19 protein-coding genes and 2 tRNA genes are annotated in these 26,797 nt (G+C 36.9%); 9 read left to right on the top strand and 12 right to left on the bottom strand.

From position 1 onward, the window contains the following. Positions 1-151: 151 nt before the first annotated feature. The 7 genes from FRZ67_RS05775 to dnaA form a co-directional block, all read right to left on the bottom strand. Positions 152-3,016, bottom strand: coding sequence for a TonB-dependent receptor (locus tag FRZ67_RS05775; protein WP_147188634.1), 2,865 nt, complete (start codon positions 3,014-3,016; stop codon positions 152-154). A 535-nt stretch (positions 3,017-3,551) separates the two neighbouring features. Continuing rightward, a complete protein-coding gene (locus FRZ67_RS05770) occupies positions 3,552-4,457 on the bottom strand; it encodes a helix-turn-helix domain-containing protein (protein ID WP_147188633.1) in 906 nt (301 codons plus the stop codon). Between the two features lie 81 nt (positions 4,458-4,538). Next, a complete protein-coding gene (locus FRZ67_RS05765) occupies positions 4,539-5,117 on the bottom strand; it encodes a TMEM175 family protein (RefSeq protein WP_147188632.1) in 579 nt (192 codons plus the stop codon). Between the two features lie 126 nt (positions 5,118-5,243). Next, complete coding sequence (locus FRZ67_RS05760; protein ID WP_158638314.1) at positions 5,244-6,962, bottom strand: M61 family metallopeptidase; 1,719 nt, start codon at positions 6,960-6,962, stop codon at positions 5,244-5,246. A 390-nt stretch (positions 6,963-7,352) separates the two neighbouring features. After that, positions 7,353-7,426, bottom strand: a tRNA-Pro gene (locus FRZ67_RS05755). 41 nt (positions 7,427-7,467) lie between these two features. After that, positions 7,468-7,556 (bottom strand) — tRNA-Ser (locus tag FRZ67_RS05750). Between the two features lie 229 nt (positions 7,557-7,785). Beyond that, positions 7,786-9,219 carry a chromosomal replication initiator protein DnaA gene (gene dnaA / locus FRZ67_RS05745; protein ID WP_147188630.1) on the bottom strand — a complete coding sequence of 478 codons (1,434 nt, stop codon included), beginning with the start codon at positions 9,217-9,219 and terminating at the stop codon, positions 7,786-7,788. A 745-nt stretch (positions 9,220-9,964) separates the two neighbouring features. Between dnaA and FRZ67_RS05740 the strand changes: the two genes are divergently transcribed. The 3 genes from FRZ67_RS05740 (at position 9,965) to FRZ67_RS05730 (ending at position 12,676) form a co-directional block, all read left to right on the top strand. Then, positions 9,965-10,342, top strand: coding sequence for a DUF3127 domain-containing protein (locus FRZ67_RS05740; RefSeq protein WP_147188629.1), 378 nt, complete (start codon positions 9,965-9,967; stop codon positions 10,340-10,342). A gap of 69 nt (positions 10,343-10,411) precedes the next feature. After that, positions 10,412-10,981, top strand: coding sequence for a hypothetical protein (locus FRZ67_RS05735; RefSeq protein WP_147188628.1), 570 nt, complete (start codon positions 10,412-10,414; stop codon positions 10,979-10,981). A gap of 93 nt (positions 10,982-11,074) precedes the next feature. Further along, positions 11,075-12,676, top strand: a complete 1,602-nt coding sequence (locus FRZ67_RS05730) for an NAD(P)/FAD-dependent oxidoreductase (protein ID WP_147188627.1) — start codon at positions 11,075-11,077, stop codon at positions 12,674-12,676. A 100-nt stretch (positions 12,677-12,776) separates the two neighbouring features. On the opposite strand, the gene FRZ67_RS05725 is transcribed toward FRZ67_RS05730, so the two are convergent. Further along, the gene (locus tag FRZ67_RS05725) at positions 12,777-13,775 is read right to left on the bottom strand and encodes a zinc dependent phospholipase C family protein (RefSeq protein ID WP_147188626.1); all 999 of its coding nucleotides are present in this window, start codon (positions 13,773-13,775) and stop codon (positions 12,777-12,779) included. Between the two features lie 266 nt (positions 13,776-14,041). Between FRZ67_RS05725 and FRZ67_RS05720 the strand changes: the two genes are divergently transcribed. The 5 genes from FRZ67_RS05720 to FRZ67_RS05700 all read left to right on the top strand — a co-directional run bounded on the left by FRZ67_RS05720 (position 14,042) and on the right by FRZ67_RS05700 (position 19,528). Further along, a complete protein-coding gene (locus FRZ67_RS05720) occupies positions 14,042-14,977 on the top strand; it encodes an ABC transporter ATP-binding protein (RefSeq protein ID WP_147188625.1) in 936 nt (311 codons plus the stop codon). Positions 14,978-15,043: 66 nt separating this feature from the next. Then, positions 15,044-16,348 carry an ABC transporter permease gene (locus FRZ67_RS05715; RefSeq protein ID WP_147188624.1) on the top strand — a complete coding sequence of 435 codons (1,305 nt, stop codon included), beginning with the start codon at positions 15,044-15,046 and terminating at the stop codon, positions 16,346-16,348. 186 nt (positions 16,349-16,534) lie between these two features. Further along, positions 16,535-17,155 (top strand): hypothetical protein, encoded by a 621-nt coding sequence (locus tag FRZ67_RS05710; RefSeq protein WP_147188623.1) that lies wholly within the window; start codon positions 16,535-16,537, stop codon positions 17,153-17,155. 266 nt (positions 17,156-17,421) lie between these two features. Next, positions 17,422-18,006 carry a riboflavin synthase gene (locus FRZ67_RS05705; RefSeq protein ID WP_147188622.1) on the top strand — a complete coding sequence of 195 codons (585 nt, stop codon included), beginning with the start codon at positions 17,422-17,424 and terminating at the stop codon, positions 18,004-18,006. A gap of 22 nt (positions 18,007-18,028) precedes the next feature. Continuing rightward, entirely contained in the window at positions 18,029-19,528 is a 1,500-nt protein-coding gene (locus FRZ67_RS05700) for a hypothetical protein (RefSeq protein ID WP_147188621.1), read from the top strand. Positions 19,529-19,621: 93 nt separating this feature from the next. Here FRZ67_RS05700 and FRZ67_RS05695 read toward each other — a convergent pair whose 3' ends face one another. Continuing rightward, positions 19,622-21,049, bottom strand: a complete 1,428-nt coding sequence (locus FRZ67_RS05695; RefSeq protein ID WP_147188620.1) for a hypothetical protein — start codon at positions 21,047-21,049, stop codon at positions 19,622-19,624. A 356-nt stretch (positions 21,050-21,405) separates the two neighbouring features. Then, entirely contained in the window at positions 21,406-23,397 is a 1,992-nt protein-coding gene (locus FRZ67_RS05690; RefSeq protein ID WP_147188619.1) for a sensor histidine kinase, read from the bottom strand. A gap of 703 nt (positions 23,398-24,100) precedes the next feature. On the opposite strand from FRZ67_RS05690, the gene prfB reads away from it, so the two are divergent. Next, positions 24,101-25,196 (top strand): peptide chain release factor 2 gene (gene prfB / locus FRZ67_RS05685; protein ID WP_374728502.1). Its coding sequence is split into 2 segments (ribosomal slippage): positions 24,101-24,148 and positions 24,150-25,196, totalling 1,095 coding nucleotides; the frame shifts between segments, so codons are not numbered across the junction. A gap of 514 nt (positions 25,197-25,710) precedes the next feature. Here the strand turns inward: prfB and FRZ67_RS05680 are convergent. Both FRZ67_RS05680 and FRZ67_RS05675 read right to left on the bottom strand, forming a co-directional pair. Then, entirely contained in the window at positions 25,711-25,884 is a 174-nt protein-coding gene (locus FRZ67_RS05680) for a phosphatidate cytidylyltransferase (protein ID WP_147188617.1), read from the bottom strand. Between the two features lie 220 nt (positions 25,885-26,104). Beyond that, positions 26,105-26,761 (bottom strand): DUF6629 family protein, encoded by a 657-nt coding sequence (locus FRZ67_RS05675; RefSeq protein WP_147188616.1) that lies wholly within the window; start codon positions 26,759-26,761, stop codon positions 26,105-26,107. Between the last annotated feature and the right edge of the window lie 36 nt (positions 26,762-26,797).

Genomic DNA, 26,797 nt, shown 5'->3' with positions numbered 1-26,797 from the left:
TATAAATGCTCCTTATTATTCTTCAAAGTACAAGAGTGCGACGCAAGAGACGATGCTATAAAAAACTGTTGCCCGGTACAAAAAAATTTTGTTTCAAATAAAAAACAGCCGGTTAAAAACCAGCTGTTGACTGTGCTTGCTGTCATGAGAATTAAAGCTTAAATGATGCAGTAAGAAAATATGCTCTTGGCATTGAACCCTGTGTAGCATAAACAGCATCGGGATTTGCGGCAATAAACTCAGGCGTAAAACCCTGGCGGTTTAATGCTGCGGGGAAACCACCGGGACCAGACCAACCGAGTACGCCATATTTGTTGAACACATTATTGATATTGGCCTGCAGGCAAACTCTTTTAGAAATATCATAACCAAGACTTAGATCAACCTGTCCAAATGCAGGAAGTTTAAAAGCATTCGGAACATTTGCCTGGCGTGAACCGAGATAATAATAATTTATAGCTGCAAAAAATTTCTTTGTAGTGTAAGATGGAGAAATACCAAACATCAGCTTAGCATTGTTGTCTGTTTCATTTCCGGAATAATCTACCAATACATCATTCTGCGGAGCTTTGCCACTTGCGATCCATGTTTTATACTCAACGGCTTTTGAATTTTGAATTGTAGCCTGTGCACTTATACTGAAGTTATTGGTGAATGCATAGCTGCCTTCCAGCTCTACACCATACGTTCTGTATTTGGCATATTGTGTAGGTGGATTATAATTGTTGCCCAATGAATCCTGGAAAGCAAACTGCAGGTTGGGCACATTATCAAGCACGCTATAGAATGGTGTAATGTTCAAAGTTGTTTTTGCATTCTTCACTTTCAATGCAGCTTCTACCTGCTGAATATTTTGTGCTGTTGTATTGATGCTCTTGATTAAGAAATCGCTTGTTGCAGAAAAATAGTTGTTAAGTTCAGGCGCTTTGTTACCGTTTGAATAACGGGCATAGACTGCCATTGTGTTACTTATTTTATAGTTCAGCGCTGCGGAGAAAGAAAATGTATTTACGGTTTCATCAAAAGGTAAAGCTGCACCAGCTATACCACCACCATTGTCATAAACCGTCAACGGGTTCCCATCGCGTCCACCCCATGTTGGATCATTTTGTCTTGGGTCTCTTGATACGGGAACATTCGATCCAAAAATATGCGTTGCTTCATAACGAAGACCCCAATCTAAATTTAGTTTTGATGTTAAGTTCCAGTTATGACCTAAGAATAAAGCCAACTGGCTTTTAGTGCCATCAGATGTAGTGATACCACCTCTGCCAACATCCATAAAACCATTCGGATCTGTTATTTGATAATTCTGGTTGTCGAATAATCCATGCAATGTAATATCTACAAGGTGTGGTTGATCTTCTAATGTACCAACACCAACACCATCATCTTCCTGTCCGCCTATTCTTTCCATTTTAGAGTTTGCATAAAAGCCGCCAAAATTGAATGTCATATTCTTTAGCTTTTTAGAGAAAGTAAACTGATCCATAAATTCCTTTATATGAAAATCCTGATAAAACAAAGGAAGAAAGAATAATGAATTTGGCTGAATATTAGCGCCGGGAAAATTGTTATTTTCTCCGGGAATAAAACTTATTCCTGTAGGTCCCGGAACTACAGTCATAGTGCCAAGCGTTTGCCCGTTTACTTTATCTGTAAACGTATAAGTACCAAACTTACCTGTCTGTAACAAATAGGGTAGTCCATAAAAAACAACATTGTCTGTAGCGAATGGTGTAACTACAGCGGGCACACTACCTGTAACATGTTTAGCTGAATATTTGCCATCGTTTCTGAAAGTCCAGCCACTTCCTAAATTTTGTGACCAGCTTATACCAAATGTTTTATCACGGGCATAGTATTTATCTTTTGAATTAAATGTGGCAGTGCCTGTATTGTTTACAGGGATCTGCATAGAGAATGCAGGTAAATTATAAGAGTCTGTTGTAGATAAGCCGGGCATTACTTTAGGATTGTTCCAATCCTGTGATGGTATAAATTCAGACTGGGCATTTTTATCGTCTAATATTTTTACATAGAGTTTTAATGAACCTGATTTGTATGCCTTTAAAATGTTTGCTTTTATCTGTCCTCCGTTATTACTTGGATAGCCCGGATATCTTGCACCGTTTGATACACGATAGAACCCACCGATATTATAGGTCCACGTTTTATCCTTGCTAAGTGGGCCGCCAAAATTTAGGTCTGCCCTGTAATAAGGATTTTTACCATCGCCTTCCAAACCAAATTTTAAACGGGCTTCACCTGCAAAAGTGCTGCCTCCCGTTTGCGAAATATAATTGAAAATTCCACCAGGTGCATTGGCACCAAAAATGGAAGCGGTTCCACCACGAACGGCTTCCAAACGACCCGTAGTAATGTCGGCTCTTAAAAAATTATCTGTGTTGTAATTCACATTGGTTACCGGCAAACCATCTTCCTGCATAGATACATAGTAATAGCCCGAGGCATTATCAATTGAGTTGGCAGAAATACCTCTTGAATAAACAGTGTTCGCAATTTCGCCACGGGCATTGTTTACATAAATACCAGGAATATTTCTCAGCAGGTCTGCTGCACTGGTAGGTGCAAGCTGTGCCATTTGTTTAGCACTTAAAGTAGAAATTGATACGGATGATTCTAATTTTTTTCTTTTGTCGAACACACCTGTTACAATTACATCATCGCCTTCTGCAACAGTTTCCTCAAGCGAAATATTCACTGCTTTACCTGCAGTATATTTTATTTCGTCCTTTGCATACCCCACATATGAAATAATTAATGTGCCACTTGCAGGAGCATTGGTTAAAGAAAAAATGCCCTGTTCATTGGTAGTAGTTGAATTCTTTGTTCCCTTAAGTGTTACAGTTGCATTGGCTAATGCATTTCCTTTTTTGTCTGTTACTTTTCCTGAAACAGTTCCACCCTGTGCAAATGTGTTTAATGAAATAAATGAAAGGAGTAATAAGACAACAGTTAGGCACACAATTGTCCTTAATTGTTTAGCTGACATAGCAAGCAATTTTAGCTGGTTATCGTTGTTGTTTCTTAGGTTTTTATTTCCAGGAAAGAATTATAAACCTTTCGTAAAACTATTTTTTCAGCAATGCTTAAACGGTGGCAATAACAGTCAATTGATATGCAAAATCAATCCATTTGTCCATTTCGGATTTTAGATGTCGGATTTCGGATGGGATAAGACTGGAAGTTGTTTAGATTTTTTTGATACCAGCTTATGTTTTTTTATAGCATCGTCTGTTGCGTCGCAATCCTTTCATCAGTATATCAATGGGCATCTTTTATTGGTGCGAAGTGAAAAAATGATTAATTCAAAATTTCGGAAATGCTTTGCTGTATTGTGCATGCGCCTCATTACTTTATTTAATAATAGAAATGTAGAAATATGCTGAGTAAGATTTAGCCGTACAAGGGTGCGACGCAACGATGCTTCATAGCGGCAATATAGACGGGTACAAAAAATTCATTATATATTTTTGTGTCGTGCAAAGTATGTCAACTGAACCCCAACATTTAAAACCGGAAATCAATCAATCCATTTTCCTGTATTCAGTAGGAGTAAAGCCGGTTTTTGATTTGAAGAAACGTATAAAATCACTGGCATCTTCTTTGCCAATTTTCCAGGCTATTTCATTTACAGTTAATGCGCTTTGTTTTAATAAAACTTTTGCTTCAAGTATCACCATTTCACTTAAAAGATCCTGTGCAGATTTTCCTGTTGCAGCCTTTACACATTTATTCAAATGGTTGGGCGAAACGTTAAGCATTCCTGCATATTCTGTAACAGAATTTTTTTCGTAAATATATCTTGCGAGTTTGCTCTTATACTGTTGGGTGATTCTAAAAGCAGCATTCTCTGTTATCTTTTCCTGTTTGGCAAACTGCCTTACTTCAAGAAATAAAGCCAGCAGGTTTACACTGATGATATCAAGATCAACTTTTGAATTGTTGTTATATTCAAACTCAAGCCTGGTAAGTATATTCAATACATGAGCTTTTGTTTCATCGTCGATTGTTACAAGTGGGTTGCCTGTAAATTCAAGAAAAGAAAAATCATGCAAAATATCCTGCTTAATAAATTTGCGGTTAAATATTTCCAGGTCGAAATGACAATAAAAGCCTTTTACATCGCGGCTCATAAGATCATGGGTAGAGATCTGGTAAGCTGGTAAAAAGAAAAAAGTATTAGCGCCAAAGTCGTATTTATCAAGACCCTTGCTACGTGTTGATTTTCCTTTGCTGAGAAAAAGAAAATCAGAGACTGTTTGCCTGTGTGGTGCAAATGGAAATTTTAAATGGCCTATAAAATCTTCCAGCTTATTTATGTGAAACTGTTGGTGCAGTGTTGGAAAACGCGGTTTCCATTCAACAGAGTCATCGAAGAACTTTTTTTCTTTTTCAAAAAGGCTTAATATAGGAACAGTTTCTGTTTTCAAATGGCAATAATTATATAAAGGCAGTTGAAGTTAGAAAATTAAATTATTTATAGTAACATCCATTTCTCAAAACAAGGTTGTTTAATCTTTCAATGCTTTTTCAATATTCTTATCCGGAATAAGCCAGATAGCTGATTGCAGAAAAAACAGCGCTGCTGAAGCAGCAGGATAAAAAAATGCAAATGGTATAGCTGCCAGCACCAATAAAACTGATATGATCACTTTTTTATTTTGCTTTTTTAACTCCACAACTATATTACTTCGCTGATCGAGTGTTTTAAGAATACTGTTTTGTAAAATCCCATAAGCGATGCCACATAAAATAAGTATGATGGCGTACAAAATGATACTGTTGGGCTCAAAATGATTTTCTCCCATCCATCCTGCTGCAAATGGTACCAGCGACAGCCAAAATAGTAAATGAAGGTTTGATAATAGTATACCTGAATTAATATTTTTCACAGTATGTAACAGGTGATGATGATTACCCCAGTAAATACCAACGAGTAGAAAGCTGATCATATAACTTACAAAAACAGGGATAAGCGGAATAAGATCATTCCATTCTGTGCCATGTGGTACTTTTATTTCCAACACCATAATAGTAATGATAATTGCAAGGACTCCGTCACTAAAAGCTTCCATCCTGTTTTTGCTCATTGTTATAGTTTTGGAGGGATGAATATCGCAAGAATATTTCATTATATTTTTGGATCATAAAATCAGCAAGAACTTGCGACTCTTGAAAACTCTTCTTAATCTTAATTAACAAGTAGGTGGCATCATTTATTTACCTGTCCAGCTTTTATAAATAGCAGTTTGCAAAGCATCAGGTTTTGTAATGGGTGTGATGGTGAAACTTTTTTCAAACTTTTGCCCAAGTGTAATAGTCACTTCTTTTTTATCATTGCCTTTTGCAACAAGAAGTGTAATGTTATCACCAATATTTTTCGACTGCATAATTTTATTAAACTGCTCAAGGTTTACCTTATTCCCATCTACTGCAAGTATAATATTTTTTGCACGCACATCTTTATTCCATGCAGGTGAATTCCAATCTACTTCTGTTACGGTAAGTGTATCGTTTTTTTCTTTCAGCTTTATGCCGCACCATGGGCCGGATAAAGCTTTGGGCATAGTATCTATATTAAGACCTGCGTATGCAAAATACTTTGGATAATTTGGCGGCTTGACAGTTGATGCGTAATCAAACATTTCTGATAAAGAAGTGCCGGCCATCTTTTCGCATTCATCCCGAAATTCCTTTTCTGTAAAACCTCTTTTCTTAGTTTGATAATATTTTGTGTAAAGCAATCGCATTACATCATCCAATGATTTTTTATTATTGGTCGCATGCCTTATACTAAAGTCGAGCATCAATCCAAGCACAGGGCCCTTATCGTAGTAAGAAATAGTTTTGTTTATTTCATCGCCCGTTCTCCCAAAAGGCCCGTCGGACCATGTGTCGTAGCTGGCTTGTGTTGCTGATTGAAATAAATGCCCCGGTTTGTTTTCATAAGCCTGGATATTTGATTGAAATGCTTTGAATACATCATCATCATTCATAAGACCGGCACGTCTTAGTATCATATATTCATAATACACCGTAAACCCTTCTGATACCCAAAGCATATTGGTGCGGTTTTCTTTTGAGTAATCGAAAGGCCCCAGTTCAATAGGCCGTATGCGTTTTACATTGTAATGATGAAAGTATTCATGCGCAATAAAGCTGTATAGACGCTTTCTTGCATCCGGTGAATCAAAACCCTCACCACCACTAAAACTCAGTGATGTGGAATTCAAATGTTCAATACCACCTCTGCCCGGACCGATCGCTAAAAATGTATAGTGCGTATAAGGAATATCTCCAATAATATTACTGCCGCTTACAACGATCTTTTTAAGATCACTCATAAACTGGTTGCGATCAAAATCTCCCAGCTTATAACCAATAAAATAATGCGGAATATTATTTACGGTAAATGGAGGAAGTGACTCCAGTTCTCCCATCAAGAAAGGACTGTCATAAAGAACATCAAAGTCTGCTGCAATAAAAGTATTCTGCTTGCCTGGAATTGAATCAAGACCGGTTGCAACAAAGTTTGTCCATTTGCTATAAGGTTTTATTTGTATTGTCACAGGGTTGCGCAACTCCTGGTCAAGATACAGGAAAAGTCCACCGGGTGTTATGTAGCCGCGGGTTTCATCAAGATAAATATTACCCACAAATGAGACCTTTGCTTTTACATCATAAGTAATTTTTACAGATTCATTGTTGCTGTACACATGCCAAATATCTGCGGATGGTTTTTCCCATTTAATGGGTTTGCCTGCTGCATCCGTTACATCAAAATTTTCGACTGCTTTAGCATAATCAAGAATTTGATAATAGCCCGGTGTCCATGCACACATTTTAAAATCCAATGTCGCCGCTTTTGTTTTGCATTCCAGTACAACGTGGTAATATTGATTGGCAGCATCCTCCATGGATACTGTATACTGCATATTGGCTTGCTTTTGCGCCATTGATAAAACAGTGTGCAGACATACAAAGACTAACAATAAAAACTGTTTATAAATTTTTTGCATAGCAATATTTTAAAAACTAAAATTATATGTTTTACTTCTTACTGTTTATATGCCTTTGATAACAGCATTTATAGTGGTAAATTTTTCTAAATACCCGCTACAGTTTTTTATAGCATCTTCGTTGCGTCGCAAGCACTTTATCTGTTGTGCAAATGGCAACTGCAGTTTCAAAGCTAAAGTTGCAAATGGCATTCAAACTATTTCAAAAAAGATTTATACGAAATATGGCGCAAAATATTTATGCTGTTTAAAAAATTAGTGTATAACAAAAAAGCAACTTCATTGCTGAAATTGCTTTTAAGTAAGTCGGGAAGACAGGATTCGAACCTGCGACCCCCTGGTCCCAAACCAGGTGCGCTACCGGCCTGCGCTACTTCCCGTGTCCTTTTTTTCAAAGTTATTGCCGTAGATTAAAACTTTGCGGTGAGGGCGGGATTCGAACCCGCGGTACAGTTTAACCCGTACGGCAGTTTAGCAAACTACTGATTTCAGCCACTCATCCACCTCACCTTAGCTGAATTGGTTCCCGTAAGGGGCTGCAAAAATAGGTAGCTGCACGCAAATCCCAAAAAATAAAAATTCTAATTGGAAAAATATTTTATACTCTTTTCTGCTGCGTATTGTAATTAAAGTACAAGTGTGCGACGCAACAGGTGTTTAATAGGATTTCATTTGCCTGGTTCACAAAAAAATCCCAAAACAGTTATGTTTTGGGATCGTTGTAATTTCAAAATAAAATTTACATAGCGGCAAGTTGTACTTTCTGTGTTAGTTCCATTACATTTTCGCGAAAAAGACTATCTGTATCCATCAGGTCTTTTACTGTCTGGCAACTGTGGATAACAGTTGTATGATCGCGGCCACCAAAATGTTCGCCGATTGTTTTTAAAGAATTTTTGGTGAAAGCTTTTGCAAGGTACATCGTGATTTGGCGTGCCTGCACAATTTCGCGTTTGCGTGTTTTTTGTAAAAGTTTATCATAAGGCACATCAAAATACTCGCATACCATTTTTTGAATAGCATCAATGGTAATTTCTTTGCTGCTTGTTTTTACAAAATTACGCAACACTTTTTTGGCAAGTTCAAGATCGATCTCTCTTTTGTTAAGTGATGATTGTGCAAGCAATGATATTAAAGCGCCTTCGAGTTCTCTTACATTGGTGCTGATATTATATGCCACATATTTCACTACTTCTTTCGGCATGTCAAGACCATCATTCTTCATTTTTCTTTCGAGGATCTCTATGCGTGTTTCGTAATCCGGTATCTGAAGGTCTGCACTTAGGCCCCAACGGAAACGGCTGAGCAACCTTTCCTGCATACCATCAAGATCTTTTGGTGGTTTATCTGATGTTAGCACCAGTTGCTTTCCGCTTTGATGTAAATGATTGAAAATAGCGAAGAATGCATCCTGGCTTCTTTCTGCACGGGAAAAGAACTGTACATCATCAATGATCAATACATCTATTAGTTGATAGAAATGTATAAAGTCATTGATAGCGTTATTGCGGCTATGATCCTGAAACTGGTTGATAAATTTTTCACTGCTTACGTACAATACCACTTTGTTTGGATGCAGGCGTTTTACATCATTGCCGATGCCTTGTGCAAGATGTGTTTTGCCAAGCCCCACGCCACCATATATAACCAATGGATTAAAAGAATTGGCACCTGGTTTTTCTGCAACAGTCTTACCTGCACGGCGTGCCACACGATTACAATCACCTTCAATAAAAGAATCGAATGTATAAGTTGGATTAAGCTGCGGGTCTATTTGCATTTTTTTTAGCCCTGGTATTACAAAGGGATTCTTAACCGGGCTATTTATTATCAAGGGGAAATCCATTTCATTATTATTATACATTTTCATATTGCCTGCGGGAACATCCATTGTTCCATTGCGGCCATTGGTTCCACCGCTATCAACCATTATGCGGTATTCCAGCCTTGCTTCTTTGCCTAACTCCCGTTTCAATGTTTTGGCAAGCAGGTTTACATAATGTTCTTCCAGATATTCGAAGAAGAATTGGCTGGGCACTTGTATCAACAACACATTTCCTTTTAACTCCACCGCTTTTATTGGTTCGAACCATGTTTTATAAGGTTGCCAGTCTACAATATCTTTAATGATCTTTAAACAATTACTCCATATGGATTCAGCGGTTTTAGTCATGATACTCTTAATAATTTTCTATGGGATTAACGAATGCAAATCTTTTTTTACTTCCCGAAAAATTTAATCAACATAATGTGAAGAAATTTTTTAGGAGGGGGACGAATATCAAATTTTTATGTTGAAAAAAAAATTTTTTCATATCGTGATTTTTGTGGCATCAGATTTTTTTTCATCTTTTAATTTTTATTTTTTTTTGTCCAATTAAAAGACTATTAAAGATTATTGTTTTACTATGATTTACGGATTAATACCCAGTCAAAAAATCACATTTGTTATTGCTGCTCCTCAGTGGTAGTTTGTAAATGATGTAACGACTAATCTAACCATTATTTCGTGGAAAAAAAATTAATTAAAAATATTTTATTCGTTATAATACAAAGCACGCAGATATTGATGCTTTTTTATTTTGCTGACCCGGCAGAAAAACCTTACCGGATCAATTGTTGCGTCGCACTCTTGTACGGTATTAACTTCACGCAGCAAACAAATTCTACTATGCTATTGCAAATGAAAATGTAGGCTAGATTTTATTCCAATAAAGTACCGCTTTATGTTAAAATACTATAACCGAAACTGGTAAAGAATTATTTTATGTCGATCAAAGAATAAAGCGTTGAAGAGTGCGACGCAACCGATGCTTAATAGCAGCAGAAGGCCCGGTACAAAAAAATATTTACACAATTTTAAGTGCCTAATAGCTCCGGCGTTTTTTAAAGTTACATTTGCACAAAAATATCTCAACATGTCATTCGAAATTACCGGCAAACTTGTAGCAAAATATGATACTGTGCAACGTACAGAAACTTTTAAGACAAGAGAATTTGTAATTGAAAAAACAGAAGAGATAAACGGACGCAGCATAAGCAATTATATTAAATTTCAAAGCGTGCAGGACAGAACAGCAATGCCTGACAGGTTTAATATTGGAGATGAGGTAAAAGTATCATTCAATATAAAAGGTACCAGGTGGGTGAAAGACGGCAGAGAAAATTATATTACCAATCTTGATGCATGGCGTATGGAGCATGTAAAACTTGGTCAAAACGCTGATGCGCCTGCAGTACAACCTTCCGTTACCGATATTCCTCCCTCTGATGTAGTGGACGACCTTCCTTTTTAAACAGGCATATAATAATATACCCGTGTTTTCGTTTTTATTGTAATTCACACATCCTGTAAAAAACCGACAATGAGAAAAGTAATTTTACTCACTTCCCTTTTAATGGGTGCAATCCCCGTTTTTTCGCAAATCACTACATTATCTGATGCCGAACTTGGTTTTGGACTTGAAGCAGCAATGCCAATGAAAGGTTTAAAAGAAACAAATAAAACAGGTATAGGCGGCTCTATAAAATTTGCATATACCATTCCCAATACTTTTTATTTATCACCAACATTTCAGGCTGGGTTCTTAACGTTTTCTGGTAAACCAATACCCTCTGATCAAACCCAATTATTAAAAGATACTTACAGGCCTGTAGTAATAATACCGGTGAAAGCAGGTATGCGTTACACTTTTGCAGGTGGTATTTACGGTGAACCACAATTGGGTGGTTCTGTATTTCTTGCAGAGGATAATATGGGCGAACCTGATAACGCAATCGGATTTACTTATGCCATGAATCTTGGCTATCAAACTTTGCCGGGGTTAGATGTTAGCCTCCGTTATGAAGCATCAAAGTTTGTGAATGGTGATGTCGCTATGGCAGGCGTACGAATAGCATATCACTTTACATTCAGAAGACAGGAAATATACTAATATCAACCTTAAGCTGTTTTTTTAAACCGGTCATGCGCCGGTTTTTTTGTTTCTTTGTAAAAATTTCCGGGTCAACTGCCCGGCATTTTATATATGCAACAGAAAATATCCCTCCGGCTTTTGCCAAGTGAAGCAGATGATGCAACTATCATCAATAAATATATCCAGCAAACGATAAGTCCAAAAGATGCATTGGTAACAGGATTTCATGTTTTAAAGAAATCCATTGATGCACGCAGCAAGACTATATGGGTCAATCTTACAATAAATGCTTTTATCAATGAACCTTTTATAGAAAGAGAAAAAGAATTATTGCAGTTGAACGATGTAACAAATGCGCAAAACTCAGTAATTATTATTGGTGCAGGCCCGGCAGGTTTATTTGCAGCATTAGAGCTTATTGAGCAGGGAATAAAGCCTGTGATACTTGAAAGAGGAAAAGATGTGCGTGCCCGCCGTCGAGATCTTGCTGTATTGAATAAAGAAGGTATTGTAAATCCGGAAAGTAATTATTGCTTTGGAGAAGGCGGTGCCGGTACATACAGTGATGGTAAATTATATACACGCAGCAGCAAACGTGGCGATATAAACCGAATACTAAACATCTTTGTGGAATTTGGTGCGGAAGAAAAAATTTTATACGAAGCACATCCGCATATAGGCACCAATAAATTACCGCAGATTATCACTGCTATGCGGGAAAAGATCATTGCCTGTGGCGGGGAAATGTTGTTTGAAAAGAAAGTATCAGATTTTATTATTTCAGATAACGTAATAAAAGGTGTAAGAACTGTAGATGAAAATATTTTTTTTGCTGACGCTATTATACTCGCAACAGGTCACTCTGCAAGAGATATTTTTGAATTACTACATATTAAGAATATATTGATAGAAGCAAAGCCTTTTGCTTTGGGTGTACGTATAGAACATCCACAAACTTTGATAGATTCAGTTCAATACCATTGTTCGCTTCGTGGTGATCATTTGCCACCGGCATCTTATAGTTTGGTGGAACAGGTAGACGGCAGAGGTGTATTTAGTTTTTGTATGTGCCCTGGTGGTATTATTGCGCCTGCTGCTACAAACGCAAATGAATTAGTGGTAAATGGATGGAGCCCAAGCAAACGTAATAATCCTTTTGCAAATAGTGGGATGGTGGTGCAGGTGGGAGTAGGAGATGCGATAAACTATTTTAAAAAATCCAAAATCCAAAACCCAAAATCCAAAATTGATGCTGATGATCCATTATTGCTAATGTATTTTCAACATGATGTGGAAGCAAATGCATACAATGCAGGTGGTGGAAAATTTGTAGCGCCTGCATTGCGTATGGTCGATTTTTGTGAAAATAAAATTTCTACATCATTGCCGGATTGCAGTTACGTGCCTGGCCTGCATATTGCTTCACTAAAAGAAGTGTTACCATCTTTTATTTATACAGCATTGCAAAATGGGTTTAAAGCTTTTGGTAAAAAGATGCGTGGTTATTATACCAACGATGCAGTTGTTGTAGCTACGGAGAGCCGCACTTCTTCACCCGTGCGCATTCCCCGCAATGATGAAAATTTACTACACCCTCAAATAAAAAATTTATATCCCTGTGGTGAAGGTGCCGGTTATGCAGGCGGTATTGTAAGTGCAGCAATGGACGGCGAAAGAGTCGCTGCCATGATTACCTTGCAATTGAAAAAATAATTTCTTATTTATGAGCCCGGCAGTTGGCGGTATAGCATCGCCGGTTGCGTCGCACTCTTGTGCGGTTTGTTTGTACAGGAGCAAACAGAATATAAAGATCCTATTTTTTTCCCTTTGATCTTAAGTACCCATCTTTAATAAGAGTATTGTGTTTAAAAGAACGCAATTCTTTTTTTAACTGCTGTTTTTCTTTATCACTCAATTTTGCTTTTGGCAATTTATCCAGCTCAGGTTTGCCTGCGTCTGTCCATGCCGTGTACCAAAAGTCTGCAACCATATTAGCTGCATTCATTAGTTGTTGGTTGATACTACTACCCAACGCTGCGCCATATGCTTTTGCAAAATCTGTTGTGTAATATTTTACATCTTTGCCATTGCGATGTTCTATACGGTATTTTGTTGCGTCTGTAAATCTTCTACTTACTTCGGTTTCTTTTGCAAACACCGCAGGCAATAATGCATGAGATCTTTGTGCTGCGCTCCATACAGCTCTTTCTTTATTCTTTATGTATTTTGCTTTATGACCAGAAGAAAGATTGTAATTAGTTATTTCGATCTCAGGTACGACTGTCTCCCATAAAGCATGTAAACCTTTTTGATTGGTTAACTGACCGTCATAATTAATGGAAGTATGTAAAGGCACATTTATATCTTCTATATAATGTCCAAGATCTGCTGCATAGAATAATATGCTGTCAGCGTTACCTTGCTTAAAAGCATTGGTTAGTTTTTTTTGCATTTCAATGATCCAGTAAGGAGCATAGCCATATTTCAGCAAAGTATCTTTGGAGAATTTTTTACAGGCATCATTCCATTGCCAGGGCATTGTATAAGCGGCACTATCACCATATGCTTCAAAATCGATATAATGTTTGGGTTCTTCACTTTTGTCATTATTCCTGCGTATATCTGGTCTTACTGAATTGTATTGCAGGTAATCTATGTTATGGTAAAAGAAATTGCAGAGATCTTTTGGTAATTCATAAATAGCCAATTGATGGATCGTTTTGTGTGCCAGGAACCCCCAGCTGCTTATAACCAACGTTATCGAAACCAATAAGACTGAAAATAAAATTTTTTTAAAACGATTCTTCCACATGCTCCCTGATTTTTAAAGCGGCGAAGTTATAATAACTGTTATGAAAGGTTGTAATATTTTGATGTTAAGTGCAACTAATGATAGCGAACAAATAAAGCCACGAATTTTAGGACGAATTACATAAATTATTTGCATAACGATGATTATAGAATAGAACGTATAAGTGTGCGACGCAAGGGACGACGCTTTATACACTGTTGCCGGGCTCATAAAAATTAATTGTATAACCAACTTAACTGTACATTTAAATATTAAACCTATATTTTATGGCATTGCTTGAACTTCAACACCTGAAAAAATATTATGCTACACAGAAGGCTGTTGATGATATCAGTTTCAGTATACAGCAGGGAAGTATTTTTGGCTTACTGGGCCCTAATGGCGCAGGTAAAACCACCTTGCTGCGTATGATAACGGGTATTTTTTATCCCGATGAAGGCTCTATACTTTTTGATGGCGCTCCTTTCAATGCTATAAGTGATGTGCAACGCATTGGCTATATGCCCGAAGAACGCGGCCTTTATAAAAAAATGAAAATAGGAGACCAGGTGCTGTACCTGGCACAGCTAAAGGGTTTGAGCAAAACTGTGGCGCTGGAAAAAATAAAATTCTGGTTCAAGCGACTTGAGATGGAAAGCTGGTGGAATAAAAAAGTGGAAGACCTGAGTAAAGGTATGAGCCAGAAATTACAATTCGTTACAACTGTAATGCATGAACCAAAACTGATCATTCTTGATGAACCTTTCAGCGGTCTTGATCCTTTAAATGCAAATCTTATTAAAGATGAAATTTATGGGCTTGCGCAACGTGGCAGCACCATTATATTCAGTACGCACCGTATGGAACAGGTAGAGGAAATATGCGATCATATTGTGCTGGTAAACCTTGGTAAAAAAATTCTTGATGGTACGGTGCAACAAATAAAACAGGATTTTAAAGAGAATAAATTCAATATACGTTTAGACGGTGTTCCTGCAGGCATTAACAGTAATGCATTTGAAGTGCTTTCATCTGATATGCATGATCATACAGTAAAAATAAAAGACGGTTATAAAAGCAATGATGTGCTGAAATATTTTATTCAGCAGGATATAAACGTGGAGGCATTCAATGAAATACTACCATCACTGAATGATATTTTTATAAGGCTGGTGGAAGATACCAATGCCAAAACAAGATCCTTTCAAAAAGTAAATGTTTAAACCTCACCCTAAAATCCTTCTCCCGGAGGAGAGGGACTTTAAAACTTCACAACTGAAACTGTTCATATGAATAAGATATTATTGATAGCACGCCGCGAATTCTTAACAAGAGTGCAGAAGAAAACATTTTTATTAACGACCATTTTATTGCCGCTGATCATCTTTGGGTTTTATGCCATGATCATTTATTTCTCTGTACATGGGGGTAGTTCGGTAAACATTGCTGTGGCAGACAATGCACATATTTTTGATGACAGCATTAGTAAAACAGATGACGCAAACTTTTCTTTTGTAAAAGCAAATAGTGCTGAAGAACTCAGGCAGCAGGTTACTGCAGGAAAATATGATGGTTATATTTTTGTACCGGCTTCAATAGATATCGCAGGAAAAGATTCAATACAACTTGTGTCTGCAAAATCAATCGGGCTTATTTCACGGGGTAGTATACAGGATGTAATAAATAATAAGCTGGAAGAAAAAAGGATGCTTGCTTTAAATATTTCCAAAGCACAGCTTGATAGCGTTCATCGCAAAAACGAAATAAAATTTTCTACGATCAGCGGCAGCGAAGATTCAGATGCCAAAGCAGGCATCAGTTATGTAGTTGGTATGATATCCGGCTTTCTTATTTATATCATACTCTTTATTTATGGCACCATGGTTATGCGTGGTGTAATGGAAGAAAAAGTAAGCCGTATTGCAGAAGTAATTGTAAGCAGTGTGAAACCATTTCAGTTAATGATGGGTAAGATCATTGGTATTGGTGCAGTAGGTCTTGTACAATTTTTAATATGGATCGTTCTTGTAGTTGGCACAAGGGTTTTACTGTTCAGCATATTCCCCGAACTATCCGGCGCCATGCCCGGTGCATCTGCTGCACAACAAGTGCAGGCAAGTGATGTAGCCAGCGCCATGCATACACTCGGACAAATAAACTGGCCAATGATCATAGGTTGTTTTATCTTTTATTTCCTTGGCGGTTATCTTTTATATTCTTCTTTATTTGCAGCTGTAGGCAGTGCTGTAAACGAAGATCCGCAGGATGCGCAAAGCCTTACACTTCCCATCATTATGCCCATCATCTTTGCTATCGTTATCATGATGAAAGCAGTGAATGATCCATCGAGTGGCCTTGCCATCTTCGGCAGTTTGTTTCCGCTTACGTCTCCAATTGTTATGATGGCACGCATTGCACATGGTGTACCCGATACTGTTCCATACTGGCAGCTTATAACAAGTATGCTCTTGCTCATACTTGGTTTTCTTGGCACTACCTGGGTTGCCGCAAAAATTTACCGCACCGGTATTTTATTGTATGGCAAAAAAGTAACGCCCAAAGAAATGTGGAAATGGGCTTTTAGAAAGAATTGATTTTATGGGCCCAGCTATAGTGCTGTATGATGCATCGTTGCGTCGCACACTTGTGCGATTATAACTTTATGCAGCAAATTTTATTTTACTATTAATAAAAGTCTGAGACTTTTTCGCAAAAAAACAAGGAAGTAAAATATTTTCATCACCAAAATGTATTTCCATCAATAAAAATAATTGTCGTTGATGCTAAAGCAACAATATAATTTGCTTTATAAAAGAGCTATTGCAGGAATAATACTCTTTCTAATTATTTCTTTTTTTGCTTCTGCACAGGATGATACTATTACAAGAATCGAGTTGCCCTTTAAATACAAACCAGATCCTGAGTATATTAAAAAAAGTATTGAATTCATGGAACAGGTCATGGGTAGACAAATAAACGATTCATCCTTTATATTAGATGATCTACCTCTTTCTTTTAACGAGTTTTTCATGGATAGACTTATTGCCGCTGCAGATACAAGTTTTTTATCAAAAGATGAATTAAGATTTATAGAAAAAAAGAGATATCCGTCATTAACTTATTGGTCGAAAGAAATACTCCCAAACGTCAAAATAATAAGCCACGACACAATAGAAAATATTTTCAAGCATAAGCCTGATGGGTGGGGCTATTTTAGAAAAAATATTGGGGAGGCTATTAATGAATTTTCATTTCCTGTTTTTTTGCGAAATTATACTTATTGTATTTTTTGTTTTGATTATAGTTGTGGTTGGGTATGCGGCTCAGGAAAAATGGTACTTTATAAAAAATACAATAATAAATGGGTACAAGTAAAAATTTATTGTGAATGGGTTAGCTAAACAATGATTTTTCTTGCCCTGGTAAATATCACACACAAATATCTACAACTCTCTCAAAGCCCAAATATATTGCCAACAGATGAAAGGATTGCGACGCAAGAGGTGATGCTATGAAAAGCCGTAGCTTGAAATCAAATAAAATTTACGGCTTTCACAAACACCAAAATAAAATGATAGACAATGTTTGTAAAAACGATAGCGGTATCATAATCTTCTTCTTTATGGTTGCATTATAGAATCCGCATCAAAACCTATAAATTGCAGCCATGTTTACAGGTATTATTGAAAATACGGGCAGGGTGGAAAAAGTAGAAGTGCATGGCACCAATAAAACTTTTTACATTAGTTCGCCACTGTCTGCAGAATTTAAAGTTGACCAGAGTGTAAGCCACAATGGTGTTTGCTTAACAGTAGAAGCGGTGGAAAATGATATGCACCGCGTTACTGCAATTGAAGAGACGTTGATGAAATCGAATATTGGTTTATGGCAAACCGGTGATATGGTAAACATTGAACGCTGCATGCAAATGAATGGCAGACTTGATGGACATATTGTGCAAGGGCATGTAGATGCAACTGCTGTTTGCGTGGAACGAAAAGATATGAACGGCAGCTGGGAATTTCGTTTCAGGTTTCCTGAACAGTTTACCACGCTTGTGATTGAGAAGGGTTCTATTGCGGTTAATGGCATTAGTCTTACCCTGTTTAATGTAGGCAGCGATGAATTTTCTGTTGCCATTATTCCTTACACATTTGAACATACCAATATGAGCCAGGTGTATGAAGATGTTGTGGTAAATATTGAGTTTGATATTATTGGGAAATATATTCAGCGTATGCTGACAAGATAGCTTTGCAACACAACAGTTTTATATGCGGGAAATATTCACTGACAAAAATTATATAACAGGTAAGCTGATCTTTTTTGCAAAATTGTTGCTGATAGTTGCACTAATCATTTTTTTTGCGCCATTATTTATACTTCCTTTTTTTAATCATCCTTGTGCAGATGATTATATATGTGGGTATCATTTAAATACAAAAGGGTTCTGGGAATATCAACAGTTTATTTACAATAACTGGGGTGGACGTTTTGCTGCAACTTTTACGGGTTCTTTGTTTGCAAAGAATAATTATTTGTATGATCATTATTATATGCACAGTATATTATTGTTGCTGCTGAATATTTTGTCAGTTTTTTTTATGATTACTGTTGCGAATAAATACGTGTTGAAAGATGAGCACCTTAAAAAAAATATTGTATGGGTTTGTTTGTTATATACTTCATTGCAGGTTTGTTGTTTGGTTGAACCGTCTACTTATATATTCTGGTTCAGCAGCGCAATTACTTACCAGCTACCCGTTATATTATTGCAACTACAGCTTGGTTTATGGATAATGGTAATGCACACTGATAAAGCATTTACAAAATATATTGCTTATATATTATTGCCGTTGATGGTAATTATCGTGAATGGGTTCAATGAGCTTTTTATAATTGCGCAGGCAGTATTGTTGCTGGTTGTTTTTTTATCAGGTGCAGGCAAAAGAATTTCTAAAATTTTTATAGCAATTGTGTTGTTGTGTTTTGTTGCAAGTGCATTGGTAGTTGTACTATCACCAGGTATACAATCAAGAACTGCTATCATTGAACCAAAAGGAATATTGGTGGGTGGGGTTGCAATGGGTTATCATGTAGCAGAAAGTTTATGGAGCATTTGCATGAATCCTTTTGCCTGGTTTGCCATGAGTTGTGTATTCCTCTTTGGTAATTATAGAAGAGAAAAACTGAAAGATCTACATCTTATAAAAGTATTTCTAAAAAGAAGATGGTTGTTGCCTGCTGTCATTGTTCTATTCTTGCTTGTTGCTGTAGGTATTGCGGTCACAGGGTTAAAAGGCGGTGTAATACCAGATCGTTATATTAATGGTATCACAAGTATAAGTGTTACAATGATGTTGTTGATCGCTTTCACAGAAGGTATTGCGCTTAATAACTTTACCATAAAAATATTTTCCCAGCCCGTTCAATTGTTTATGATCATTATTTTTTTTATTTCGTTGCTTGCAAATAATTATTTAAGGGATGCCTATAAAAGCCTTATTGCGGCCCCATTGTACGATGCTGTGATGGATGATCGTGAATCGTCGTTGAAAAAGGCAGCATTAAATAAACAACCGGCTGTTCTAGAAAGTTATAATAATTCCATGCAACAGCACCTGCAAAATGAATATGGTCACAGCACTAAAACGCTCTATGATCTTGTGCAACAAAAGCCTTCTTTTATCTTCTTTGAAGATGATCTTGCTACTGAATACTCCATAGAAACGCTGAAAAACTTCTACGGTGTAGATAGTATTATTGTAAAATAACATTTTTGTTTACAGGCAGCAGATTCTTTAGGCATCAGTTGTTGTGTCACTCACTTGTGCGTTCTGTCCTTATAGCAGCTTTGTTGACCCCCGTTATTTTGAAATAAAGAGTGCAGCATCAGTAAACTTAAGAAGCAATGTATCTTTTCCTGGTTTTATGAATTTGTTATTGTATGCAATACCAAGTGTATCGCTATAAATAATTTTATAGGGATATTGTAAAGGCAGTAATTCATAACGCTGTGAGCAGATTATAACAGTATCAGGCTCTTTTCCTGAGAGCCAATGCATCATTTGCGGCAGACCCTGTCTTAAAATGAAAGCACCATTTTGTGCCTGTGGTACATCAACTGCATATACTATTTTTTGACTGCCTGTTATTTGTAGTGCTTCAGCTATTTGTTTATTGACAGCACCTGCAATGCGGTAATTTTCTTTTACGGTGAAAAGAATAGCAAGATGAATTATAAACAAAAAAGGATAAAGCCAATATACTTTTTTACTTTTTGAATTACCTGCTATTAATGCAATAAGTATAACTACAATGAGTGTGGGGAAATAAAGAAACCTTTCTGATTCTGTACCATTTGTATCAACACCTAAAGATATATATGGCACAAGGCTTATAAGCCAACAAAGAAACAAAATGGCAATAACCTTTTTATTTTTTTGCAGTAAAAAAAATAGCAATACAATGATTAAAGTAAGTGCTACAAATAAACCAATAAGTATTTTATTATTGATAAACGCCGGAACAAAACTTCTTATAAATAATAAAGCATATTGCCTGATAAGCAAAGTATAATCGCCTTTTAAGAGTAAGCCGGATTCATAATTGCCTGTTACCTCATGAATGTAATGATCTCTTATAAAGAGGTAAATAATGAAGATTATAATAGTAACCCCCAAATAGGAAAATTCTCTTTTCAGCACTGTTTTATTTTGCCTTATTGTTGATATACTTATAAGCAAAGTAAATAATGGCAGTAGCCATGTTGACTCGTAAGTAAGCAAGCTTAAGACCCAAAAGAATATAAAACCGACAATAAATAAGAATGCATCATTTCTGCGTATGTAGCAATACAGGAACAGTAAAGAAAATATAGTGGCAAGTATTGCTGATCTGCCGAGTATCCAGAGCACTGGTTCACTGTGCATAGCGTATAAAAAGAATAATACTGTACTTAACCAGCAGATGAAATTACTGTTTACAATTCCTGTATATTTTTTGAATAATAGTTTCAAAAAAATGAACAGAAGTATACATGCAATTATATGCAGTAATAGATTGCTTAAATGATAGCCCCATGCAGTCTTGCCCCAAATATTGTAATCTATCATAATGCTCAGATCACAGATAGGGCGAAAACTGTTTTGCTGTAAGAATTTTCCGGCAGCACTTAAGGGGATATGAATAAAATCATCTGCCTGGAAGAATAATACGAAGGGATTGTAACAATAGAATGCCAGCAGTATAGCAGGAATAGCGCTTATGTAAATAATCTTTTTTTGAGCCGACATGATTGCTCTAAAATAAATAAAAATGACATCTAAATTATTTGCAAACTGTTCTTATGCTGCATAGCGCAAAGAATGTACAAGAGTGCGACGCAACAGAAGTATAATACCTGTACAATTGCCGGGCTCAAAGAAAAAAATATACAGGCATGAAAAAAGCATCAAGTTTTGTTCATTTACCAGCCTCGACCGGTATACTTACTAACCCGATGCTTTCGTTCAAAGACTTGCGATTATCTTTTAACGGATATTCGCTTATCAATTGTAAACTGAAGATACGTTCAGCTAATATCCTTTCCCAAATTTTTGTATTATTTGTTTTTCACCTGTTGTTAACGAGGTTATCCACACCTTTCTTACTAAAGCTTATAACCAATATTCGGCAGCATTACTTTTATACTGGTACCGTCTTCTTTTTTTGAGTTGATGATAACATAGCCGCCTAATTTCTCTACTGTTTCTTTTATAATATACAGGCCAAGCCCCGAGCCTGTGCTACTGTTGGTAACCCTGTAAAACAACGTGAAAATTTTATCGAGGTGTTGTTCTTCAATGCCGATGCCATTATCTGCAACTTCAATAGTAGCCATATTATCTGCTACCAGAATGTTGATATTTATTTCGGGCTTTTCTTTTGTAAAATCAGCATATTTAATGGCATTAGACACAAGATTATTCAGGATTATATTTACTCTTCTTGGGTCTGAAACAAATTTTTCATATTGTTTTATATCAACCTGCTTTGTAACTTTTTGAGCATTGTTCAGAAAAGCATGATCGTCAAGACTATGGCTTACAGCAACCGTAAAATCTATTTCTTTTAATTCAAGGTTAAGTCTTTTATTTTTTGAGAAATCAATTATATCGCTTATAAGACTATCCATTCGAATCAGGGTTTTTTCCTGCATGCCCAGGTATTTATTGACGATGTCTTTATTCGTTTCTTCTTTTGCCAGTGTATTAATGCCTAATATAGATGTTAGAGGAGATCTAAGATCATGAGACGTTCTATTTACAAAAGCATCCATTTCTGTATTGATCTTCTTTAATTCTTTATGTTTATTTTCTATTTCCTTATTCATGATTCCCAGTTCTTCATTGGTGAGTAATAATCTTTTGTTGGCCACCTGCAATTGTGAAAATGTGTCTGAGAATTGTTTAGAAAGCAGGATGGACAACATGATAATGAAAATGGCTAAGCCGGCATAGAAGAGCGGAACAGTATGTATGATAAGATTCACATACAAAAGGTCATTAATGATAGTTACAAGGAAAATACAGAAACCGGTAAGAAATAAAATGCTTCCGGGGCGTTTCCTGATGGCAGCTTTTATATAAACAAACAAACCATAAAAAGCAGTTAAGAGAATGATCAACTGGTAATATCTTACCACATAAGTATAGTAATAGTAAGAGCCAATGAGACTGAGTAAAATAAAAATGCCACAAACAGGTAAAGTTATATACAGTGCTCTTTTACTGAAATCTTCCGGGAAAAGAAAATAAGAAAACAGACACATTACGGGCACTGATAAATACAAAGAAATGAATTCAAGCCTTCTTGCTACATGCCAATCCCAGGAAGTAATATGATACAATGGTATTTCGCCGATAACAAGGCTGCGGATAAATATAATAAAACAAAGCAGGCTGAAATAAAGTAACGTATATCTTTTACGGAAAGAGAAGTAGAGTATTAGATAGTAAATGCCCGCAAGAAAAAAACATCCGGCTATAAAAGATTCCAATAGAATATTACTGGTAAATTTTGCTTCTATCTGTTCCTGTGGACCCAGTCGCACAACGTCCCACAAGCCACCTACACGGTTATTAAAATTAGCCACCTGTACCACAATATCAAGCGTATTGTTTTTGGGCTCAACTTTTACAATCAGTGGTCTCAGGTCTCCAATTGTTTCACGTGCAGTGGTATCTGCATTTCCAACATTCAGTATTTCTTTTCCATTTACGAATAAACGATAGGCTGATTCGACTGTGAAGAATTTTAATGCAAGCTGCTCCTTCGATTCCGGGCATTTTACCACGACTCTGTAAGTGGCAAAACCAAATGCAGGTTTGAATTCTGTATTACCAGGAACCGCGTCATTCCATAAAGAAGGAACGTATTTATAATTTTTGGAATAGTGTGCAGTGGAATCAGAAAAAAAAGATGGCGGATAAAATTTGTTCCAGTAAAATTCCCAATCTCCTGTAAGTTCTGCCAGCCCGTCTTTTTGCCAGTTATAAACGCTAAGATCAAGTACCCCTTTCTGAATATCCGGGCTGTTTCTGGCGTTTGCTGCCAGAGAAATGAACAAAAATATAGCGACACCCGGTCGGAGTTTTTTCATAACAAATTTTTTTTGCTGGTCAGCTGGTTGTTCTGCAAATAAAATTGCATTGGGGTGTTAAACGCTATCAGGTAAAAATAACATCATTTATTTTTATACAAAAAATATAATGATGTATAATACGTTCATTAATCGTTTGTTAAGGTGTTTTTAATAGTAGGGATTTGCGAAAGATAATATTGCAGTGTTATATGTAATTAAATAATAAAATTTGTGCTCTTTAAAATTCTTTTAAATGGCTCCATCGAGAAAAATCACGCCGCCTGTTGCAAAATTTTGCAGGTTCATTTGCAGCATTAGAAGATGAAATTTGAAAAAAGAAAACTGGCTTTAATTATGACTTTTTTGTATGCAGATAAAATTTGTTTGAAAGTATAGAACATTTGTCAGATGGTATAACGGTTGTTGTTTTTGATATAAGCTGTAATATTTCATGGCATCAACTGTTGTGTCACTCACTTGTACGTACGGAAATATATGCAGCTTAATAAAGTAATTCTTTGGTTATTTTGGGTAAACAGAATTTTTTTGTTTTTCTTTCAGTCTCTTTCTCTTTGCGTTTTATTTTGCTTCATAGAATTGTTTGCGTACAAGAGTGCGACGCAACGACGCTTAATAGTAGCAATGTAGCCCGGCTCAAAATATTTCTTCTTCATTTTCAAATCTTCAAATTCTCAAATTTTCAAATTACTTTCGCGGCATTATGACTACAGAACAGATTAAAGTTTTACGGGACCGCGTTAGTGTTCTAAGGAGGTTTCTTTGACGTTGAGAACCGCACACGCAAAGTAGAAGAAGACCGCACACTTTCTCTATCGCCGGGCTTTTGGAACGACAACGACCGCGCCACGGCAATCATGAAAGAAATAAAAGTAAACGAGTATTGGCTTAAAATGTATAAGCAGTTAGATACTGCTGTAGAAGATTTTGTGGTGCTCTTCGATTTCTGGAAAGGGGGCGATGCATCAGAAGAAGAAACAAAAGCTGCATATGAAACAGCAGTGAATGCAATTGAAGATGCAGAGTTCAAGAGCACATTAAATGCGCCGGAAGATGAATTGCCTGCAGTGCTCCAGATTAACCCCGGTGCCGGTGGAACAGAGAGCCAGGATTGGGCGGAAATGTTGCTGCGCATGTACCGCATGTATGGTGAGAAGCAAGGATGGAAAGTTACCGAGCTCGACTACCAGGAAGGTGATGGTGCAGGAATAAAAACAGCAACGCTGCAATTTGATGGCGCATTTGCTTATGGCTTTTTAAAAGCAGAAAGTGGCGTGCATCGTTTGGTGCGCATCTCGCCGTTTGATAGCAATGCGAGACGTCATACAAGTTTTGCAAGCGTGTTTGTTTATCCGTTGATCGATGATAGTATTGAAATAGAAGTGCGCCCCGATGAATTGGAATGGGAGTTTTATCGCAGTGGTGGTAAAGGCGGACAAAACGTCAACAAAGTAGAAACGGCAGTACGCCTGAAACACATACCCAGCGGTATTATTGTGGAGTGCCAGCAATCAAGAACACAGGGAGAGAACCGCGAACTTGCATTGAAAATGCTGAAGAGTCGTCTGTATGAAGAAGAACTCCGCAAACGTGAGGAAGCGAAGAGCGCAAGCAATGCAAGCAAGAAAAAAATTGAGTGGGGCAGCCAGATAAGAAGTTATGTTTTTCATCCGTATAAGATGATCAAAGATCACCGCACAGATTATGAGGTTGGTAATGTGCAACCTGTAATGGATGGTGAGCTGGATGGTTTTATAAAAGCATATTTAATGGCGAGCAAGGAGGAAGTGAGTAATTAATATTTGAAAAATATTTTGCACTAAGCTGATGAGCTTGTAATGAAGCATCGTGCGTCGCACACTTGGGCTAATGATTAATTATTGGGCAAATGAATTCTTGTACCCGTTGGCCTAACAATGTCAAATATAAAAACAACATGCTGGCAGGAATGAGGCGTGGGTTTATGCTTGGTTTTCTGTGCGCGTTAACCAGGCAAGGCTTAACATGCCACGCTTCAAGCAAGTATAGAACAGAACGTACAAGTGAGTGACACAACGAAGATGCCATAGGTGGTACTACAGCAGGTACACCAAAAAAGCAATAACGTTCAAATTTGTTAAGCCATACACAGTGCTCTTACTCTGTGAATTTTAAAACATCGGCGTTTCTCCGGCGAGCTTCAAACTGCAATGTGTGTGCTGGTTTTGTAGCATCCGCCGCCCCGTTAACTATAACAATGCGCCGGCTCCTTTGCATGTAACAAACATACCTTAGACTTGCCATAGAAACTTAAATATGTGTTTTACAGCACAGTTATTTTTTTCCCCCTGCTATTAACCTTATAATTATTACAATCACTATCACAACTCCTAATACACCCACCCAGACACCGGCTTTAAAAATATCTCCAATAGCCTGGCAACCGGTTAACAAAAGGATCATCAATGTTAGTACCGACAATGAAGTGTAAGCGGATAACTTTTTCATAGTAGACTTTATTAATTCCACCTGTATTTCCGTGCCAGATTTTTGAAACTTACATTTGAACTAAAAAAATTGGGTATGTGTATTTACTTCCTCAAATAGTACAAGTTTATAAACGTGTTCAATAGTTGCAAGTAAACAGCAAAGCACACTTGTAGGCAGCACCTGAATATTAAAAACCCAAAACAATAATAAACAGCAGTGCTCCATCCAATCAATCAAGCTATTGCAATTCTTTTCGCAGACCGCTTATGATCCATAAAACAATAATGCTTAACACTGCTGCAAAATAGCACCATACAGAAATAATAAATCCGTTATAAAATATAATGGCAAAGAGAGAGGAAGCTATTAGCATATAGCCAAACCATCTCATTCTTTTTACGCTTGAAATAAAAGGAGCAACAAGTGTGGCGGTGCAATAAAGTAATGCAAATATTAGTTGCATGTAATTTTTATCCAGGTCAATATCAAAACTGTAATGAATATGATCTGCAACCGCTATGGGATGAACAGGGTTACTGTATAATATATAACCCGAGCCTGCACATACTACTATACCTGTGCACAAAAGGTACATCATTGTCTTTCTGCGTTTTATATTCTTTTCCAGCATGCGTATGGTAAGGGGCACCCATACCGGCCATACCATGATTGCAAAAAAAAGAAAAGTGTAGGTGAAAAACGATTGACCCCATTCATAGCCTGTATGCTTTAATGACAGCCAGAGCATTCCTTCTGCAAATTGTTGTATGGCAAACACAAGCGGTATGCATGCAAACAGATGATGTGGAATCGTTTTTGCTTTTATGATCGTTGCTATACCAGTAGCAGCTAGCACTGCACTTGCTCCAAAACTCGCGGATGCTGAAAAACACATAGTATTCCTCTCTTTTTAAAAACTTTGTACTAAAGA

Source organism: Panacibacter ginsenosidivorans (assembly GCF_007971225.1).
Classification (GTDB): domain Bacteria; phylum Bacteroidota; class Bacteroidia; order Chitinophagales; family Chitinophagaceae; genus Panacibacter; species Panacibacter ginsenosidivorans.
Note: the sequence above shows the minus strand (reverse complement) of the source record. Positions and strands in the feature narration are given on the sequence as shown.